The sequence below is a fragment of the Agrobacterium sp. SUL3 genome (assembly GCF_001263295.1).
GTDB lineage: Bacteria > Pseudomonadota > Alphaproteobacteria > Rhizobiales > Rhizobiaceae > Agrobacterium > Agrobacterium tomkonis.
The window spans coordinates 184474-203625 of the sequence record NZ_KQ414503.1 but is presented as its reverse complement, the minus strand read 5'-3'; the positions used below and the strand labels follow the sequence as shown (position 1 = coordinate 203625).

Here is a 19152-nt window from a genome sequence, read left to right as displayed (position 1 = left end):
CGAAATTCTGGTTCGGGCCGGCGCTTGTCGCCGACCCGAAACGGCTCTTACTTGAAGAACTCGCCGGCCTGTTCCGGCGTCACGGTTGCCGTGACCGACCAGTAGCCCGGCTTGCCATCGGCGGACTTGATGTTGTCCGCGAGGTTATCGTTGCTGACGAAGGGGATCGGAATATAGATGGCGTTACCATAGGTGCCGCCGAAAACACCGTCCTTGAATTCCTTGCCCTGCAGCTTCAGGACAGCGACGTTGAGCGCGCTGGCCATGACGCCGGGAGGATTGACCGAAGCGCCGGAGTTGAACTTTTCCTTTTCCCAGCGGGTCATGAAGTCCTTGCGGATTTCACCGGTCGCTGCAATGTCCTTGGTCTTGCCGGCGGCTTCGATGGCGCGCCACGCGCCGTCTGCCATGCCGTCCTGCACCCAGACGCCGCTGATATCAGGATAGGTGGCAAGCAGGTTCTGCATGGCCTGCTGGCCCTGCGCCTGATCCCAGCTCGCATTGGCTTCGTTCAGCACCTTGATGTCAGGGTATTTCTTGAACACTTCGCGATAACCGGCAACGCGGGCTTCGTTGGCGGGGTTGCCGGCGATGCCGTTGATGGCGACGATGCTTCCCTTGCCCTTCAGCGCATCCGCAAGCCATTGCGCGGATTGCGCCGCCCATGCCTTCTGGTCGATGCCGACATAGAGCGCATCCTTCGAGGACACTTCGGCGTCGGTTGCGATGACGAGAATGTTGCGTGCCTTGGCCTGTGCGAAGATCGGATCGAAAGCCGTCGGGCTGCCGGGATTGATGAGGATCGCATCAACGCCCTGGTTCATGAAATTGCGGATATGACCGATCTGCCCCTGCACATCGACATTGCCGCTCTGAACGACGACTTCGACCTTGACGCCCTTTTCGCCCCATGCCTTTGCGGCAGCCTGAGCTTCCTCGATCATCTGCGTGCGCCATTCGCTGCCGACGAACGAGTTGGAAAGACCGATCTTGAAGCTCTGCTCCTGGGCGTACGCCGACGTGCCGGCCGCCAGCACCAAAGCGGCGGCAGCCATCAAATGTCTAAACATGAAATTTGCTCCTCCAAGCACGGTTTTTAACTAATGAAACCGTTTACATGAGCGAATGTAACCGTTTTCATAATCGAGTCAATCCCGAGCGCGATTTTTCTCGCGGCGTCTGGAAGGAAGGCAAAATCAATGCTGACAGTGTCGCAAAATACGCGCAAAAGAGTGCGATAACCCTTCAAAATGATCGAAGCCGGTGGCTTCAAAAATGTCTGCAGCCTCTTCGCCCGACCAGGTTTGAACGCCCCTGTGGACAACAGGGGAATTCCCGCCTCAAATCACCACACGATTCCAATCAGGAGAATGACCATGGAAATATTGCGCGCAGGAACCCGGGCATCCGCCAAGGGACCCGAGGACTGGTTCACCGGCACGGTCCGCATTGATCCGCTGTTCAATCCCTTCGATGCGGAGCGGGTTCAGGGTGCACAGGTCACCTTTGAGCCCGGCGCCCGTACCGCCTGGCACACCCATCCACTGGGCCAGACACTGATCGTCGTCTCCGGCTTTGGCCGCGTGCAGCGCGAGGGTGGCCCGGTGGAAGAAATCCGTCCCGGCGATATCGTCTGGTTCGCACCCGGCGAAAGGCATTGGCACGGCGCGGCTCCCAATGTCGCCATGACCCATATCGCACTTCAGGAAGTCAAGGACGGCAAGGTGGTGGACTGGATGGAGAAGGTGACGGACGACCAATATGGCGGCTGACACCGCCATTCCGGGGGGACAGTTACCCGCCTGAAACAGGCACGTCCGCATCATCCGCCGAACGAAGGGCGGTGATGGCCAAACCCGGAAAGACCGAAATATTTCAGGCGCGCGATTTAAACTTTGACTTGTATCCGCATTGGGTGAAACCTTCATCTCATCGCGGATACAAGGTGGAGAATCGTGATCTTAGCGGGTGAAAGTTTTATCGCCTCCATCGGCGTCGATACGGTCGCAACCCAATGTCCGTGATATTCGACAGGCGTGATGTAATTGCAGGGTTGTCGATCGCCGGCCTGATGCTGCCGGAAGCGATCGCCTATTCGGGAATTGCCGGCGTTCCAGCCCAGCACGCCATTCTTGCGGCCATCATGGGCTGCATTGTATATGCCGTTTTCGGCCAGAGCCGGTTTGCCGTCGTCTCGCCCACATCCTCTTCCGCAGCAATATTGGCCGCGATGCTCGCGACGCTTTCCGTCACGCCGGCGCAGAAGATGCTGCTTGTCGCCATTTCGGTCGCACTGGTGGGCATCCTGTTTCTCGTGGCGGCGGCCACGCGGCTCGGCGCGCTGTCGAGCGTGATTTCGCGGCCGGTGCTGCGCGGTTTTGCTTTCGGCCTCGCCATTCTGATCACGATCAAGCAACTGCCGAGCCTTTTTGGAATCAAGGAGCAAACGGGCGAACCGCTGGCAATCCTGTTGCAGATAGTCTCCCATCCGCGAGACTGGAGCCTCGAAAGCATCGCCGTCGGCCTCGCGGCGTTTGCTGTACTGCTGCTCCTGCGTAAACGCCCGATCCTTCCCGGCAGCCTTGTCGTGATCGTGGCGGGTATTGCCGTCTCGATTCTGCTTGATCTGCAAAGCCGCGGCGTCGCCATTGTCGGCACCATCGATCTTGCCGGAATATGGGCCGGCCCGCTTTCGGTATCGCTCGATGATGTCGCGCATGTCGCCCGCTTTGCGCCGCCGCTGGTGCTCATTCTCTTTGCGGAATCCTGGGGTACGATCCGCAGCTTTTCGCTGCGCCACGGTGAGAATGTCGATTCCAATCGCGAATTGCGGGCCTTCGGGCTTGCCAATATCGCCAGCGCCGCTGTGCAGGGAATGCCGGTCGGCGCCGGTTTTTCCGCCGGTGCGGCAAGCGAAGCGGTCGGGCCGCAGAGCCGCCTCGCCTCGGCCATCGCCGCAATCGGCCTTGCAATCTTCAGCCTGCTCGCTTCCGCCTGGTTCGCCTTCATTCCGCAGGCCGTGCTCGCCGCCATCATTGCCGTAGCCCTGCTGCACGCGCTTGATCCGACGCCGATCATCCGCCTGTGGCGGCTTGGCAACGATGCCTGGCTGGCACTTGCCGCCGCCGCCGGCGTGCTGGCATTCGGCGTTCTGAACGGAATGCTCGTTGCCGTCGCGCTTTCCTTCGCCGTCTTCGTCCGTCGGCTTTCCCTGCCGCATGTGATGCATCTCGGAAGGCTTGGCGACAGCCACGATTTCGTCGATATGGAACGCCATCCCGATGCGCAGGACATATCTGGCATGATTATCCTGCGGCCGGCGCAGCCACTCTTTTTCGGCAATGCCGAACCGATCCTTGCCGCCGTCACCAAACGCATCGCCGCAAGGCCGGAACTGCATGTCGCGATCATCAGTCTTGAGGAAAGCTTCGAACTGGATTCCACCGCGCTCGATGCGCTGCTGGAATTCGATGCAGCGATGCAGCACGGCGGCACCACGGTCTATTATGCCCGCGTGCACGACCATGTACGGGATCTGCTGCTCGCCGGCGGCGGGAGCGATCTGGTGGCGCGCAGCAGTTTCAGCGTCGATGATGCCGTAACCACGGCCATGGGTCGGGAGAACAACCATGCCACAGCCTCTTGAACCCCACCTCAGCCCGGTTGAAATCACCTCGCTCAGGCCGACCCAGATGACGGTTGGCCTTCGCGAGGTGGAAAACAAACGCAAACAATGGGCCGCCATCCGGGAGAAAAAGGGGCCAGATTTTCTCGGCCACCACATGGTGCCCGTCGTCATTGGCTATAAACAGCGTCTCTATCTGGTCGACCATCACCACCTTGCTCTGGCGTTACATGACGAGGGCGTGAAACATGTGCTGACCAGCATCGTGGCCGATCTTTCTCATCTTGGCAGGCAGGAATTCTGGTCGGTGATGGATCATCGCAACCTGGTTTATCCCTTCGATGTCGAAGGTGCGCGCCGCCCAGTCGACGAGCTGCCGAAGCAGATCACTGACCTTCAAGACGACCCTTTCCGCTCTCTGGCCGGCGCGGTTCGCGATGCCGGCGGTTTCGCCAAGATCGAAGCGCCTTTTACCGAATTTCTCTGGGCGGATTTTTTCCGCCGCCGGGTAAGCAGCAAAGACCTGCGGCATTCCTTCGATGAGACGATGGCCGAGGCAGTGGAACTGGCGCGCTCACACGATGCCCGGCATCTTCCCGGCTGGTGCGGGAGAACCGAATGACAACCCTTCCCTTCCTTTTCAGGTGGATTGCAGCGGTCGTCATCGCACTTTTCGTGCTTGGAACAACCGGTCTTTCCGCACAGGAGCCGCCGCCGGTAAAAGCACCTTCCCCCGCACAAACGACGGAGCAGAAGGTCGACCAGTTGCTGCAACTTCTCGGGCAGGACGACGTTCGTGCCCTGCTTGCACAGAAACTTGCGACAACTGGCGCGGAGCCGCAGCCGCAGACGGCGTCACAAAGTCAGTTGAGCGATCTCGACCAATGGGCAAGCAAGCGGCGGGAACATCTTGCCCGCATCATCGGCGACCTGCCCGTCATGTTCTCGCAGATCGCTTCCGCATGGCAAAGGCTTGGCGATGCGGTCCACGCCTACGGTCCTTTTATCTTTTTGCAGCATGTCCTGGTCCTGTTCGGGGCAGGCCTTGCGGGCGGCATTGTCACAAACCGTATCATCGTCATGCACGCATCCCGCAAAAACGGCGGGGATATCGGCAGATATGCCTCAGCCGTCGTCTCAGGGCGGCTTCTGCCCCTTTTCGGATACGGCCTTGTCGCAACCGCCATGTTCCTCAGCATCCAGTGGCCGCCCCTGCTGAGCGCCGTTCTGCTGCCCTGGCTCGTGATGAGCATTCTCCTGCCGGTGCTTTTTGCCGTTTCCGGCCTGTTGCGGCAGGTGGTTGGCCGCGAAGCCAGCCCGCGGCGCGATTTCTGGATCGTCCGCTGGACATGGCTTGCAACGCTTGCCGGGTTTTTCTGGGCGTTGCTCAGGACACTCGAAAATCTGGGTGTCCCGCGCGATACGCTCGGTCTATTGTCCACCGGCATGGTCGGTTTCCTGTTTCTGCTCGCCAGCCTCTGGATATGGCGGCGGCCCGGCGGTGATCCGGGTTCTGAACGGACACGGGCGATCGATGTCGCGCTGATCTTCTGCCTTATCATCCTCTTCGGATTGCGCCTTGCCGGCGCAGGCGTGCTGTTCTGGATCGGGTTTTATGCGCTGGTCCTGCCGGGCCTTGCCTCGACGCTCGGCATCGCCGCACGGAAACTCGCAACCGATATTGGCGGTTACGGCGAAAGCGACCTTCGCCCCGTTCTGGCCGAGCGCGGCGTGCGGCTCGCCATCGTGGGAGCGGCCATCGTATGGCTGATCTTCCTTGTTCGCGCCCATCCGGATTCCCTGCCCGACGGCGCGCTGCTCACCTCCATCGTCGTCGGCATCCTGCACGGCGCGCTCATCCTGCTGCTTGCCGATCTCATATGGATCGCCATCAAGTCGATGATCGCCCGGCGGCTGGAGCTGAGCGCCCCTGCCGGCGACGCAATGAGCGGCCACTCCGGCGGCCAGCCGCAGGACGACCGGCTTTTGACCATTCTGCCGATCCTGCGCAACATGCTCGGCATCATCATCGCCGCCGTCGCCGTCATGACGGCGCTTTCGGAACTCGGCGTGAATATCGGGCCGCTGCTGGCGAGCGCCGGCATTTTCGGCATCGCCATCGGTTTCGGCTCGCAGACGCTGGTGAAAGATATCATCAGTGGCGTGTTTTACATGATCGACGACGCCTTCCGCGTCGGCGAATATATTCAGAGCGGTTCTTATCGCGGCACGGTGGAATCCTTCAGCATCCGCTCGGTCAAACTGCGCCACCATCGTGGGCCCATCTTCACCGTGCCGTTCGGGTCGCTCGGCGCGGTCGAAAACATGAGCCGTGACTGGTCGATCGACAAATTCATGGTCACCGTCGCCTTCGATACCGATATCGCCAAGGTCAAGGCCATCACCAAGGAGATCGGCAAGGCGCTGAAGGAGGATCCGGAATTCGGGCCGTTCCTCATCGAGACCGTCAAGTTGAAGGGTGTCGAGCACTTTGGCGAATATGGCATGACGCTCGGCTTCGGCATGATGCTGCGCGCCGGTGGGCAATCCTCAGTGGTGCGGCGCAAGGCCTATTCGATGTTGAAGGATGCATTTGCTGAAAACGACATTCAGTTCGCCAGCATGACAGGCGCCTATCCCGCCGCCGCCCGGTCCGCGAGACCGCCGGAGCAGGAACAGGGTGGCGAAATGCAGCCGCCACCCGAAGAATAGAGTTCCCGCTCTCACGCTCTGGTGCACTTACCCCATGCGCTCTGACACATATTCCCCCGGCGAGGCGGGAAACACCACTGTCCTGTTGCCGTTCAGGAAGACCCGGTGGTGAATATGGGCGTGGATTGCGCGGGCAAGCACCTGGCTTTCAACATCGCGGCCAAGCGAGACGTAATCGAGACCGCTCTGGGCATGGGTCACGCGGATCGTATCCTGCTCGATGATCGGCCCCTCATCGAGATCGGCGGTGACGTAATGGGCAGTCGCGCCGATCAGCCGCACACCACGCTCATAGGCCTGCCTGTAAGGGTTGGCGCCCTTGAACGATGGCAGGAAGGAATGATGGATGTTGATGATGCGGCCCGACATTTCCTGACAGAGCCGGTCCGACAGTACCTGCATGTAACGTGCCAGAACCACGAGTTCAGCACTGGTATCCTGCACCACCTGCAGGATTTCCGCTTCAGCCTCCGGTTTCGTCTGCGGCGTGACGCGGATGTGGTGGAAGGGAATATCCTCATTCACCACCTGCTTCTGGTAATCGAGATGATTGGAGATCACCGCAACGATCTTCACCGGCAGGGCACCGATGCGGGAGCGATACAAGAGATCGTTGAGGCAATGACCAAAGCGCGACACCATGATCACCGCCTTGGTCTTGCGGGAGAGATCATGGAAATCGTAGTCCATGTCGAAATCGGCAGCGACCGGAGCGAAGCCTTCAAAAAGGGCGTCACGCTCCAGCCCCTGTTCCGAAACGAAGCTCAGCCGCATGAAAAAACGGCCTGTCTCCTGATCGGTGAATTGCGAACTGTCGTTGATGTTGCAGCCGGACCGCGCGAGATATCCGGATACAGCGGCAACGATGCCGCTGCGCGCCGGGCACGAGACTTTCATGACATAGATGGTCAAAATCCTGCTCCCCCTTGATGGATCAGTACTCGGACAGTTTTGAAACCGTGGCGAGTTCAGGCGATTTCAGCGGCAAGTTCCCTGCAGCCGGTTTCAAGCAAATGGCCAAGATGCGGCACGAAACTGTTCCAGATATCCATCCGGAAACGGTCTTCCGCATCGCGCCACAGCACCACGGTCACGCCGTCGAAAATCGTCCTGCGTGCCTCGCCCACCGCAATCGTGTCGATATCGCGGGCGCAGCCGAGCGTCAGAAGTTCAGCGGCTCGTGGCCCCTCGATCAGCAGCGTCACTTCCCGACCGGAAATATCGACAAGGCTGTGCGGATGGCTGGCATAAACGCCGGCGCAGGCCGCAACCAACTCGCCGACTTCACCGGCAGGGGCAAGGATCGTCCATTCATCGGGACCAAGGCGGAGGGCCTGCCTTTCGCCGGCGGAGACGCGGGCGCCGATCCGCTCTGGCAGGGTGAGGCCAAGTGCTGCGCCGAGTGACCCGACATCACCACGCGCGCGCAGCGACAGCCGCGCCTGCACAGGCAGGATGCTGACCCGCGCCGCCTTGCTTTCGGCCAAGGTGCCGGAAATGGGGGAGGAAACACGCATGTTCATTGTCATCTCCGGATCAGATTTTCAGGCGGGTGTTTTCGGGATCGACAAACACCATCCCGGTGATTTTCGCGGCAATGGTACGGTCCAGCATCGGGATATAGACGGTCTCGCCCATCCGCTCATGACCGCCCTCGACCAGCGCCAGCGCAATCGGCTGGCCAACCGCATCCGAATGGTAGGAGGAGGTCACATGCCCCACCATCTTCATCGGAAGCGGCTGTTTCGGATCAAAGACGATCTGCGCCCCCTCCTCCAGCTTCGAGCGGTCTTCAGTCAGAAGGCCGACGAGATGGCGGCGGCCCTTGGCGACGAGATCAGGGCGGGCAAGACCGCGCTTGCCGACGAAATCGGGCTTCGCCTTGCCTACGGCCCAGCCCATCGCCGCATCATAGGGCGTCACGGTGCCGTCGGTATCCTGTCCGACGATGATGTAACCCTTTTCGGCGCGCAGAACATGCATGGTTTCAGTGCCGTAAGCGGTGATGCCGTATTGCTGACCGGCTTCCCACAGGATTTCCCAGAGCTTGCGGCCAAGCGGGGCCGGCACATTGACCTCAAAGCCGATCTCGCCGGTGAAGCTGACCCGGAACAGCCGCGCCGGCATGCCGGCGACCGTGCATTCCACGCAGGACATATGCGGAAACGCCTCTTCCGTCAGTTCCACACCTTCGACTAGCGGAGCCAGCAGCTTTGCCGCATTCGGGCCGTTCAGTGCGATGGTGGACCATTGTTCTGTCGTCGAGGTCAGCCAGACATTGAGATCGGGCCATTCCGTCTGGAGGTAATCCTCCATCATGTTCAGCACCCGGGCGGCACCGCCTGTCGTGGTGGTGACGTGGAAACGATCTTCGGTCATTCGACCGATGACGCCGTCATCACGGATGAAGCCGTCATCGCCAAGCAGCAGGCCGTAACGGCAACGGCCGGGGGCGAGCTTCGACCACGGATTGGTATACATGCGGTTCATGAACTCGACCGCATCAGGACCGACCACTTCGATCTTGCCTAGTGTCGAAGCATCGAAAATGCCCACGCTCTGACGCACCGCCCGGCATTCGCGGCCGACCGCCGCGTCCATATCTTCGCCCGGTTTGGGGAAATACCAGGCGCGACGCCATTGCCCGACCGGCTCGTAAACAGCGCCATGCGCCTCAGCCCAGCCATCGATCTGCGTCTTGCGCGTTACTTCAAAATGCGCGCCACGGTGATAACCGGCGAAGGCTCCGAAGGTCGTTGGCGTATAGGGCGGGCGGAAGGTGGTCAGCCCCACCTGCGGCTGGGGTTTGCCAAGCGCTTCCGCCGCAATGTTCAGGCCGTTAATGTTCGACATCTTGCCCTGATCGGTCGCCATGCCGTTGGTGGTGTAGCGCTTGACATGCTCGATGGAGCGCATGCCTTCGCGCACGGCAAGTCGCAGATCCTTGGCGGTCACATCGTTCTGGTAATCGACAAAGGCCTTGGCCTTGCCGGCATCGCGGTCGCTCGGCAGTTCCGTGTGCGACACACCACTGCCAGTGCGATCATGTTCCACCGCATGGCTGAAAGCATTGGCGGCCTTGCCGAGTGCTTCGGCGACTTCACGCCCCCGCTCCGCGCCGTCCTTCAGCGCCGCCTCGATGCCCCACAGTCCGCGGCCGGCCCCGGCAATCGCGCAATCCTCATTGGTGAGGGCAGGCAGGAAGGTGGTCCGCTCGTCATCCCAGGCGAGCTTGCCCTGCGTATGGGAGAACAGATGCAGCGACGGCGTCCAGCCGCCGGACATCAGCACCGCATCACAGGTGATCTCCTGTCCCGCGCCGACCGAGGAGCCCTTGACCGGGTTGACTCGGACCGACTTGACCCGCAGCCGCCCGGAGGTCGCCGTCACCGTATGTGATAGCTTCACCGGAATGCCGAGCGCGCGCGCCTCGTTGACAAGCTCTTCACGCACCGTCGCGCGGGTATCGATAATGGCCTGAACACGTGCGCCCGCGCCGTGAAGATCGAAGGCCGCATACCAGGCGCTGTCATGGCTTGTCACCACCACCGGGCTGTTACCGACCTTGACGCCATAGCGGTTGAGATAGGTCTGGGCGGCGCCCGCCAGCATCACGCCCGGACGGTCGTTGCCGTGGAAGACCAGCGGCTTTTCCAGCGCGCCCTGCGCCAGCACCACCTGACGTGCCCTGACCCGCCACAGGCGCTCGCGCGGCGTATCCTTCGGCACGGTTTCGAGATGATCGGTCAGCTTTTCGCAGAGGCCAATCATGTTCTGGTGGTAATAGGCAATGGCCGTCGTGCGGGTCATGATCCTGACTCCGCGCTCCTTCAGCGCCTTCAATTCATCCGCCAGCCAGGTCCAGGCGGGCTTGCCGTCGATATTCGCCTGCGGTTCGGACAAAAGCGTGCCGCCGGCTTCTGCATTTTCATCGACCAGCACAACCTTAAGGCCATCGACCGCCGCCGCCCGCGCCGCAGCGAGGCCGGCAGGACCAGCGCCGACGATCAGCACGTCGCAATGCAGGTTGCGCGAGGCATAGGTGTCCGGGTCTTCCTCCGTCGGCGAAACGCCGAGACCAGCCGCCGCGCGGATGAAGGGTTCATAGACCTTGTTCCAGAAGCTCTTCGGCCACATGAAGGTCTTGTAGTAGAAGCCGGCCGAAAACAGCATATAGGCCATGTCGTTGACCGCGCCGATATCGAATTTCAGGCTCGGATATTTGTTCTGGGAGGTGGTTTGCAGCCCGTTCCAGATTTCCTGCACGGTGGCGCGGGTGTTCGGCTCGAACTGACCGGCGCCACGGCGGGTGCCGATCAGCGCATTCGGCTCCTCGGAACCCGCCGCCACCGGGCCGCGCGGGCGGTGGTATTTGAACGAGCGGCCCATAAGATGCACGCCATTGGCCAGAAGTGCCGAGGCGACCGTATCGCCCTTCACGCCGCGATAGGTCTTGCCGTCAAAGGTAAAGCTTACCGAGCGGGCGGCATCCACACGGCCACGGCCGGAAACACGATAGGAATTCATTTCGACACCTCGGAACTGGCTGCTGCGCGGGTCAGGGAAGAAAGCTCTGGACGCGGCTCGCCCGCCCGATAGGTCGTGAGGAACCGGTCGCTGACCGTGTCGCGCACGGCGTTGAAGAAGCGCCCACAGCCATGCAGGTGCCGCCAGCGCTCGAAATGCGGACCTTTCACGTTTTCGCGGATGAACAGGAATTCTTCCCACTGTTCGTCCGTCTGCGACGAGGGATCGGCGGCGCGGACAACATGGGCCTGTCCGGCATAGGTGAATTCGGCTTCAGGCAATGTTTCGTTGCAATAGGGGCAGCGGATCAAAAGCATGGTCTTGTCCTCGGAGCATTTCCAGTAAAAGTGCGAAGCGGTTTTACGTCCGGAAAATGCGTGAAATTAATGCGCCACGGCGGCGGCGGCGGCCTCGTCGATCAGGCGGCCGGAACGGAAACGTTCCAGCGTAAACGGCGCGTTGATCGGGTGCGGTTCGTTTTTGGCGATGGTCCAGGCAAAGGTGTGGGCAGCGCCCGGCGTCGCCTTGAAACCGCCCGTGCCCCAACCGCAATTGACGTAAAGCCCGTCGACAGGCGTCTTGCCGAGAATGGCCGAACGATCCGGCGTGACATCGACGATGCCACCCCATTTGCGCAGCATCCGCATGCGGTTGAAGATCGGGAAGATTTCGACGATGGCCGCAATCGTATGTTCGATCAGCGGCAGGCCGCCGCGCTGCGAATAGGAGGTGTACTGGTCCGTACCCGAACCGATCACCAGCTCGCCCTTGTCGGACTGGCTGATATAGGCATGAACCGCGTTGGACATGACCACGCAGGGGAAAATCGGCTTGATCGGCTCCGACACCAGCGCCTGCAGCGGATAGCTTTCCAGCGGCAGGCGCACGCCGGCTGTGTCCATGACGACGGATGTGTGGCCGGAGGCGGAAACCGCGACCTTCTTCGCCTTGATGAAGCCTCGCGCCGTCTCGACACCGGCGACGGAACCATCGGCATTGCGGCGAATGGCGGTAACAGGGCAGTTCTGGATGATATCGACACCGCGGGCGGCGGCACCGCGCGCATAACCCCAGGCGACCGCGTCATGGCGCGCCGTGCCGGCCCGTTCCTGCAACGCACCACCCATGACCGGATAACGGGCATTGGGGGAAATGCTGAGCGGCGGGCAATATTCCTTGCATTCCTCAGTCGTGAGCCAGCGATTGTCGACGCCGTTCAAGCGGTTGGAATGGATATGGCGCTTGAAACTCTGCACGTCGTGAACGTTATGGGCCAGCATCAGCACGCCGCGCTTTGAATACATGACGTTGTAGTTCAGTTCCTGGCTCAAGTTCTCCCACAGGTCGACGGCGTGATCGTAAAGACGGGCGCTTTCATCATAGAGATAGTTAGAGCGGATGATGGTCGTGTTGCGGCCGGTATTGCCGCCGCCGAGCCAGCCCTTGTCGATGACGGCGACGTTGGTGATGCCGTGTTGGCTGGCGAGATAATAGGCAGCCCCCAGACCATGGCCGCCGGCGCCGACGATGACCACGTCATATTCGGCCTTCGGCTGGCTGTCGGGCCATTGCTCATCCCAGTTCTTATGGCCGGTCAGGGCGTTCTTCAAAAGATTGAAAGCATTAAAACGCGTCATGAGCGGACCCGATGGTTGGAAAATCTCGTGTCGCAAAAGCTATGAAGATTTGCGTTGCGACGGCTGGACAATCGCGTCTCTTTGCATGAATATTTGCGCCATGACCTCTCACCGCGCCAAGAAACGCCTCAGCGTCGCTTTCCTGCTTGCCGATCGGTTCACGCTGTCGGCCTTTGCGAATTTCGTCGATGTGCTGCGCCTTGCCGCCGACGAGGCTGACCGCTCGCGGCCAATTCTCTGCGAATGGTCGGTGCTGTCGGCGACCATGGGCAGCGTTCAATCGAGCTGCGGTGTGAAGGTGCAGCCCGATACGCGGCTGATCGACGCCGGGCATTATGACTATATCGTCGTTGCCGGCGGATTGATCAGCGATCACAGCGCCCTGCCGCCGGAAGCGCTGCGGTTCCTCAAACAGCGTGCGGCGACCGGCACTCCCATTATCGGGCTCTGCACCGGCGTTTTCATTCTGCACGAGGCGGGTCTGCTCGATGGTTATCGCTGCTGTGTGAGCTGGTTCCACCATCAGGATTTTCTCGACCGTTTCGACACGGTGCAGATGGTCTCCGACCAGATTTTCGTCATCGACCGCGACCGGCTGACCTGTTCGGGCGGCCACGGCTCCGCGCATCTGGCGGCCTTCCTGGTGGAGCGTCATGTCGGTCAGTCCGCCGCCATCAAGAGCCTCAACATCATGATGATCGACAGCGCGTTGAGCGGCGAAAAACCCCAACCCGGCCAGCAGAGCGCACGCAGAGCCACGGACCCGCTGGTCAAAAAGGCGATCCTGCGCATGCAGCAGAATATTGAAGTGCCGAGAACCGTGCTTGAACTTGCCCGTGACCTTGGCCTCGGTCGCCGCAGCCTCGAACGGCGTTTTCTCAGCGACCTGAAGGCAACGCCATCAAAGGTCTATCTCGAACTGCGGCTGGACCGCGCCCTGTCCCTGCTTCGCAAGACCGAAGACACGATCACCCAGATCGCGCTTGCCACCGGGTTTTGCGACGCGCCGCATCTTTCACGCACCTTGCGGGCCGAGCGCGGTTTCAGCCCCAGTGAATATCGCAAGACGCAGATCGGCCACATAGCGACGGATGAGGAATTCGCCGTCGGCGTGCTGCTGCCGCAATCCTGAAGATATTCCAACCGCCGGAGCTTCAACCAGCAGGCTGATCCGGCTGGCCGGTCTCGACCCGTACCGATATGGCGTCATGGCGCCAATATTCGAGATCACAATCGATGATGCGACCATGCTGGTCCTGATTGACACGCGTGATTTTCAGACCGTAAGCCCCTTCGCTGCAACCGAGATGATGAGCCGGATATCCCCGCAACGCGACCGGATTAATTTCGAAATAGGCCGGACCATAGGTGACGGCGTAACTGTCCTGGTAAATCGTAGTCAGTGACCGGGTGAGGTCGTGCTGCACGATATCGGGGAAAATCTCCATGGAAAGATAGTGCTCGACGAAAAGCACCAGCCGTCCGTCGATGCTGCGCTTTCTGCGGATGCGCCAGAACGGCGTTCCCGGCGCACAGCGCATGAGGGGCGCAAGCTCCTCGGGCAGCGCTGTGGCCTCCGCTTCCACCAGAAGGGTTTCGGCAGAGCGTCCCTGTTCGGCGGCCATGCGATGGAAGTGGGAGCGGTGCAGCGGGCTGTAGACAAGGCGTGGTCCGGAAACGAACCAGCCGCGCCGGCTTTCGCGAAAGATCAGCCCGTCGATCTCGAGATGGAAAAGCGCCTCGCGCAGGGTAATGCGCGTGGTGGCATATTTCGCGATCAATTGCCGCTCGGAAAAAAGCCGACCATCCTTCACCACCTCGCCTGCAGCAATGGCCCGGCGCAATTGCTGCTCCAGCCCGCCGCGCCGGCCAGCTTCGATATCGCGGTGACCGCCTGTCGTTTCTCTGGCTGGCATCGCCGCCCTCATTGCATGGCCGTCAAAAAATAACGGGCGCGTTATGTCCGCGCCGAAAACGTCATTGGCCTGTCATAGCGAACCGATAATGAGCATGCAACTGGTCTAGACCAAGGAGCAAGCCCCGTGAAAAATTCCCTTCTCTCCCTCTCCCTTCTCACCGTTTTTTCCCTTCCCCTCACCGCTCAGGCGCAGGACGTTCCGGCCCTCGAAGCCGCCGCCCGCAAAGAAGGCGCCATCTACAGCGTCGGCATGCCGGACGGCTGGGCGAACTGGAAGGACACCTGGAACCAGCTGACCGAAAAATACGGCCTGAAACACGCCGATACGGACATGAGCAGCGGCGAGGAGATCGCCAAGTTCGCCAATGAAGGCGCCAGTGCGACGGCAGATATCGGCGATGTCGGTCTCGAATTCGGCCCGATTGCTGTCGCCCGCGGTGTCACCCAGCCTTACAAGACCACGACCTGGGACCAGATCCCCGACTGGGCCAAGGACAAGGACGGCCATTGGGTCATCGGTTATACCGGTACCATCGCCTTCCTGATCTCCGCCGATGTGAAGAACCCACCCGCGTCCTGGGCCGATCTGCTGAAGGGCGACTACAAGGTCTCGCTCGGCAATGTCGGTTCCGGCGCACAGGACAACGCCGCCGTATTGGCCGCCGCCATCGCCATGGGCGGCGGTGAGGAAAACCTCCAGCCGGGCGTCGATCTCTTTGCCAAGCTTGCGGAAAAAGGCCGCCTGCTGGCCAATGGCGCAAACCCCGCCACGATGGAAAAGGGCGAAATACAGGTCGCGCCGATGTGGGACTTCAACGCCCTCAACTATCGCGACGTGGTTGGCCGCGAGAAGTTCAAGGTCGTCATTCCTTCTGATGGTTCGGTGACCAGCGGTTACGCCACCATCATCAACAAATTCTCCAAGCAACCCAACGCCGCCAAGCTGGCACGCGAATATATCCTCAGCGATGCCGGCCAGATCAACCTGGCCAATGGTTACGCCCGTCCGATCCGCGTTGACCGCATCACCCTGCCGGCCGAGGCGAAGGAACGCCTGCTGCCGTCGGAACAATATGCCAAGGCCCGCCCGATCAATGCCGCCGTCTGGACCCAGGCCGCCGGCAAGCTGGTCAACCTCTGGCGCGCCAGCGTCGCCCCGAAGATGTAATCTGGCAACCGCCCTGAAAACCAAACGACTGTTCCGCGGGCAACGAGCCCGCGGAACGTGCTAAAAAGTGCTCGGGCAAACCGAACCACAAACAGATGAGGCGAAAGCGATGCACAAGACGATCTTCATCCTGCTGGATGGCCTCCGATACGCGACAGCAAGGGATTGCCTCGGATATATGGAAGGGCTGGTTGTGGCCGGAAAGGCCGGTATCCACGCCGTGCGCAGCGAATTGCCGTCGATTTCGCGGCCGCTTTACGAAACGCTGATGACCGGGCTACCGCCGGTGGTTCATGGTGTCACCAGTAACGGCGTTGTTCGCCGCTCCCGTTTTCCGAATGTCTTCTCGCTGGCAACTGCTGCCGGCCGCACCACCGCCGCCTCCGCCTATCACTGGTATTTCGAACTTTACAATCAGGCTCCCTTCTCCCCGGAATTCCGCCATATCGAGAATTTCGATGGCGGCATTCATCACGGCTCGTTTTATTGGGCCGATCATTATCCGGACGACCATGTCTTTGCCGATGCGGATGTTCTGCTGCGCCGGCACAGCCCGGATTTCCTGCTGATTCACCCGATGAATATCGACAATGAAGGCCACAGGCACGGCGGCAGCTCGCGGGAATATCGCAATACAGCCCGTAACGCCGGTGACCTGCTGGCGCGTTATCTGCCGGCCTGGCACGCTGCGGGTTACAGCATCATCGTCACCAGCGATCACGGCATGAGCGATGATGGCAATCACGGCGGGCCGCATGAGACTGAGGCTCTGGTGCCGTTCTATACATTCGGTGAGGCCTTTACGCCGGCTGCGGATGCAAAGCTGGCGCAGACGGATATTGCCGGGCTGCTCTGCGCGCTTCTCGCCATTCCCGATCATGGCCTGCCGGTACCGCCGGGGCTGTTGTCCGCATGAGCGTGCAGAACCGCAAAATGCGGCTGCTGGCAGCGCCGTTTCTGGGCGTGATCGCCATTCTCGTCATCTGGCCGCTGGCGAGCGTCATCAGTGACAGCTTTTTCGCCGCCGGTGCGCTGTCGCTTGCGAATTACCGGACCATTCTCACGGATGCCTTTTACCTCCAGTCCTTTGCGACAACGACGGTCATCTCGCTCATCAGCACGGCAACAGGCCTCGTTTTCGGCTTTCTGGTGGCGGTAGCACTCCGCGCAAGGTCTGGCGCCGCCCGCCGCACCGTCATGGCCTTCGCCAATATTGGCGCCAACTTCGCCGGCGTGCCGCTCGCCATGGCGCTCATCTTCCTTTTCGGGCTGAACGGCATGTTCACGCTTTTGCTGAAGGAACTGGGGCTGATCGACGATTTCAACGTCTATTCATTTACCGGGCTCATCATCGCCTATTGTTATTTTCAGGTGGCGCTCGCCACGCTGCTGATTACGCCGGCACTTGCCGCCGTTGGACAGGACATCGAAGAGGCGGCAGCGCTGATCGGCGTCGGCAAGCTGCGGTTCTGGCTAAGGGTCGGCCTGCCCACCGTCGCCCGGCAACTGGTGGCGATCGCCATTCTGCTCTTCGCCAATGCCATGGGCACTTTCGCGACCACCTTCGCTCTGACCGGCACGAGCATCAATGTCGTCACCATCCGCATCAGCGAACTGGTATCCGGCGACATTTTCTCCGATCCCAATCTCGCCAATGCCATCGCCATATGCCTTCTGGTCGTGCTTCTCGTGCCCATCACCGCAAGCCAGATATTGGCGGGAGAAAAGCACCGATGACAAGGCATGGTTTCAAAGGCACAAGCCTGTTTCTGTGGCTGATGGCGCTCATCATGATATCACCGCTGCTGGCGACGATGATGAATGCGGTGGCGACCGACTGGTCCGGAACCCTGCTGCCGGCCGGGCTGACGGGGGATAATTTCGTCACCATCCTGTCGGACCCACGTTTCCATGCGGCCCTGTTGCGTTCCACGCTGGTTGCCGCAGCCGCCCTGACGATCGCGACGATCATCATCGTCCCGGCCGTCGTCTCCGCCCACATCTACTGGCCAGCACTTGACCGCTGGTTCGCACGTCTGGTGATATTGCCCTATGCCGCACCCGGCATCATTCTCGTGGTCGGTTATCTCAGGATATTTTCCGCCCCGCCGCTGCAGATCGGCGGTTCGCCGCTGGTACTGGTGCTGACCTATGTGCCGCTCTGCTTTTCGATGTTTTACATCGCCGTGAAGAATGGCCTGCGCAACCTCGACATCAACGAGCTTCTGGATGCCGGCCGGCTGATCGGCGCCAGCGACCTCGCCATTTTACGGCGCGTCGTCCTGCCCAGCATCCTGCCGTCCATCGCGGTCGCCATCGTGCTGAATTTCGCGACGCTGTTCAGCGAATTCGTCTACGCCAAGATGCTGGTCGGCGGCAATTTCGAAACCCTGCAAATGTACATGTTCGCCCAGCGCAGCCTCAGCGGCCGCATCACCAGCGTCATCGTCATTCTCTATTTCCTGCTCATTCTTGCCTTTACCCTGATTGCCTTTCGGATGGTCCGGGAAACGGAGCGTGCATCATGACCCATCTCGCGATCCATAATATCAGCGCCATTTATGGCAACGCCACCGTTCTCGACGCTATCGAGCTTGGCATAGACACGGGTGAGATGCATGTGCTGCTGGGGCCGTCCGGCTGCGGCAAGACGACATTGCTGCGCTCCATTGCCGGGCTCGTTTCGCCTTCGTCCGGCTCGATCATGCTGGATGGCCGGCGCATCGACACCTTGCCGCCGAAGGATCGTGGCATCGGCATGGTGTTCCAGCATTATGCGCTTTTTCCCAATATGACGGTGCGGCAGAACCTCGCTTTCGGTCTGGAACAGCGCCGGCTCGCGAAAAAGACCATCGACGACAAAGTCTCCTCCGCGCTCGAAACCGTTTCCCTCAGCGATCGCGCCGACCGGCGGCCGCATCAGCTCTCCGGCGGCCAGAAACAGCGTGTGGCACTTGCCCGCGCGCTGGTGCTCGAACCCAAGCTGCTTCTGCTGGACGAACCGCTTTCCGCACTCGATGCCCAGATCCGCAAGCGCCTGCGCGATGAGTTGAAACGCATCCAGCGCGAAAGCGGCCTCACCAGCATCCTCGTCACCCATGATCAGGACGAGGCCCTGTCGCTGGGCGACCGCATATCGGTGATGAATGCCGGCCGCATCGCCCAGACAGCGTCGCCGCAGGAGCTCTATTATCGGCCGGCCGACCTGTTCGTGGCCGGTTTTATCGGTGACGCCAATATCATCACCGCCGAAGACATGTCACGCATCACCGGCAACCACTTCGAACGGACCTGCATCATCCCGCCACATGCCTTCACGATCGGCAACGCGGCAGACGGGAATGGCGTGGCTTTCACCGCCGAGGTGAAAGACATCAGCATCGTCGGCCCCACGGTCCGTTATCAACTTGATGCATCCGGCGTGGCGCTCAAGGTCGAACATGCAAGCGCTCAGGATGCGCTTTACCCGCCACCCGGCCAACATGTCACTCTTAGCGTCGCCGAACGTCAGCTGCACTACATCTGACCAAAACGGCACCGCATGGCGGCGCGCCCGCCGCCATGC

17 protein-coding genes are annotated in these 19152 nt (G+C 60.9%); 10 read left to right on the top strand and 7 right to left on the bottom strand.

Features of this window, described 5'->3' with window-relative positions; genetic code table 11:
- Positions 1-47: 47 nt before the first annotated feature.
- Positions 48-1070 carry a substrate-binding domain-containing protein gene (locus tag AKG12_RS13700; protein WP_052819221.1) on the bottom strand — a complete coding sequence of 341 codons (1023 nt, stop codon included), beginning with the start codon at positions 1068-1070 and terminating at the stop codon, positions 48-50.
- 306 nt (positions 1071-1376) lie between these two features.
- On the opposite strand from AKG12_RS13700, the gene AKG12_RS13690 reads away from it, so the two are divergent.
- The 4 genes from AKG12_RS13690 to AKG12_RS13675 all read left to right on the top strand — a co-directional run bounded on the left by AKG12_RS13690 (position 1377) and on the right by AKG12_RS13675 (position 6337).
- On the top strand, positions 1377-1772 hold the full coding sequence (locus AKG12_RS13690; RefSeq protein ID WP_052819220.1) for a (R)-mandelonitrile lyase: 396 nt from the start codon (positions 1377-1379) through the stop codon (positions 1770-1772).
- 242 nt (positions 1773-2014) lie between these two features.
- A complete protein-coding gene (locus AKG12_RS13685; protein ID WP_052819219.1) occupies positions 2015-3646 on the top strand; it encodes a SulP family inorganic anion transporter in 1632 nt (543 codons plus the stop codon).
- Positions 3630-4247, top strand: coding sequence for a ParB-like protein (locus AKG12_RS13680; RefSeq protein WP_046800975.1), 618 nt, complete (start codon positions 3630-3632; stop codon positions 4245-4247). Before AKG12_RS13685 ends, AKG12_RS13680 begins: the two co-directional genes overlap by 17 nt.
- Complete coding sequence (locus tag AKG12_RS13675; RefSeq protein WP_052819218.1) at positions 4244-6337, top strand: mechanosensitive ion channel domain-containing protein; 2094 nt, start codon at positions 4244-4246, stop codon at positions 6335-6337. Before AKG12_RS13680 ends, AKG12_RS13675 begins: the two co-directional genes overlap by 4 nt.
- A 27-nt stretch (positions 6338-6364) precedes the next feature.
- Here the strand turns inward: AKG12_RS13675 and purU are convergent, their stop codons facing one another.
- From purU to AKG12_RS13650, 5 genes are all read right to left on the bottom strand, one after another.
- Positions 6365-7249 (bottom strand): formyltetrahydrofolate deformylase, encoded by an 885-nt coding sequence (gene purU / locus AKG12_RS13670; RefSeq protein WP_156316052.1) that lies wholly within the window; start codon positions 7247-7249, stop codon positions 6365-6367.
- A gap of 56 nt (positions 7250-7305) precedes the next feature.
- Positions 7306-7860 carry a sarcosine oxidase subunit gamma family protein gene (gene soxG / locus AKG12_RS13665; RefSeq protein ID WP_052819303.1) on the bottom strand — a complete coding sequence of 185 codons (555 nt, stop codon included), beginning with the start codon at positions 7858-7860 and terminating at the stop codon, positions 7306-7308.
- Between the two features lie 13 nt (positions 7861-7873).
- Positions 7874-10864 (bottom strand): sarcosine oxidase subunit alpha, encoded by a 2991-nt coding sequence (locus AKG12_RS13660; protein ID WP_052819217.1) that lies wholly within the window; start codon positions 10862-10864, stop codon positions 7874-7876.
- Complete coding sequence (locus AKG12_RS13655; RefSeq protein WP_052819216.1) at positions 10861-11181, bottom strand: sarcosine oxidase subunit delta; 321 nt, start codon at positions 11179-11181, stop codon at positions 10861-10863. The genes AKG12_RS13660 and AKG12_RS13655 overlap by 4 nt, the downstream gene beginning before the upstream one ends.
- Positions 11182-11247: 66 nt before the next feature.
- Complete coding sequence (locus tag AKG12_RS13650) at positions 11248-12501, bottom strand: sarcosine oxidase subunit beta family protein (protein WP_052819215.1); 1254 nt, start codon at positions 12499-12501, stop codon at positions 11248-11250.
- An 85-nt stretch (positions 12502-12586) separates the two neighbouring features.
- Between AKG12_RS13650 and AKG12_RS13645 the strand changes: the two genes are divergently transcribed.
- Positions 12587-13633 carry a GlxA family transcriptional regulator gene (locus AKG12_RS13645; protein WP_052819214.1) on the top strand — a complete coding sequence of 349 codons (1047 nt, stop codon included), beginning with the start codon at positions 12587-12589 and terminating at the stop codon, positions 13631-13633.
- Positions 13634-13655: 22 nt separating this feature from the next.
- Here the strand turns inward: AKG12_RS13645 and AKG12_RS13640 are convergent, their stop codons facing one another.
- Positions 13656-14417: a UTRA domain-containing protein gene (locus AKG12_RS13640; protein ID WP_082178846.1), complete on the bottom strand. Its 762-nt coding sequence runs from the start codon at positions 14415-14417 to the stop codon at positions 13656-13658.
- 126 nt (positions 14418-14543) lie between these two features.
- Between AKG12_RS13640 and AKG12_RS13635 the strand changes: the two genes are divergently transcribed.
- The 5 genes from AKG12_RS13635 (at position 14544) to AKG12_RS13615 (ending at position 19113) form a co-directional block, all read left to right on the top strand.
- Positions 14544-15587, top strand: a complete 1044-nt coding sequence (locus tag AKG12_RS13635) for an ABC transporter substrate-binding protein (RefSeq protein ID WP_052819213.1) — start codon at positions 14544-14546, stop codon at positions 15585-15587.
- A 109-nt stretch (positions 15588-15696) separates the two neighbouring features.
- The gene (locus tag AKG12_RS13630; RefSeq protein ID WP_052819212.1) at positions 15697-16503 is read left to right on the top strand and encodes an alkaline phosphatase family protein; all 807 of its coding nucleotides are present in this window, start codon (positions 15697-15699) and stop codon (positions 16501-16503) included.
- Complete coding sequence (locus AKG12_RS13625; RefSeq protein WP_082178845.1) at positions 16500-17324, top strand: ABC transporter permease; 825 nt, start codon at positions 16500-16502, stop codon at positions 17322-17324. Before AKG12_RS13630 ends, AKG12_RS13625 begins: the two co-directional genes overlap by 4 nt.
- The gene (locus AKG12_RS13620; RefSeq protein ID WP_046800985.1) at positions 17321-18115 is read left to right on the top strand and encodes an ABC transporter permease; all 795 of its coding nucleotides are present in this window, start codon (positions 17321-17323) and stop codon (positions 18113-18115) included. Before AKG12_RS13625 ends, AKG12_RS13620 begins: the two co-directional genes overlap by 4 nt.
- Positions 18112-19113 carry an ABC transporter ATP-binding protein gene (locus AKG12_RS13615; RefSeq protein ID WP_052819210.1) on the top strand — a complete coding sequence of 334 codons (1002 nt, stop codon included), beginning with the start codon at positions 18112-18114 and terminating at the stop codon, positions 19111-19113. The genes AKG12_RS13620 and AKG12_RS13615 overlap by 4 nt, the downstream gene beginning before the upstream one ends.
- The last annotated feature ends 39 nt before the right edge of the window (positions 19114-19152 follow it).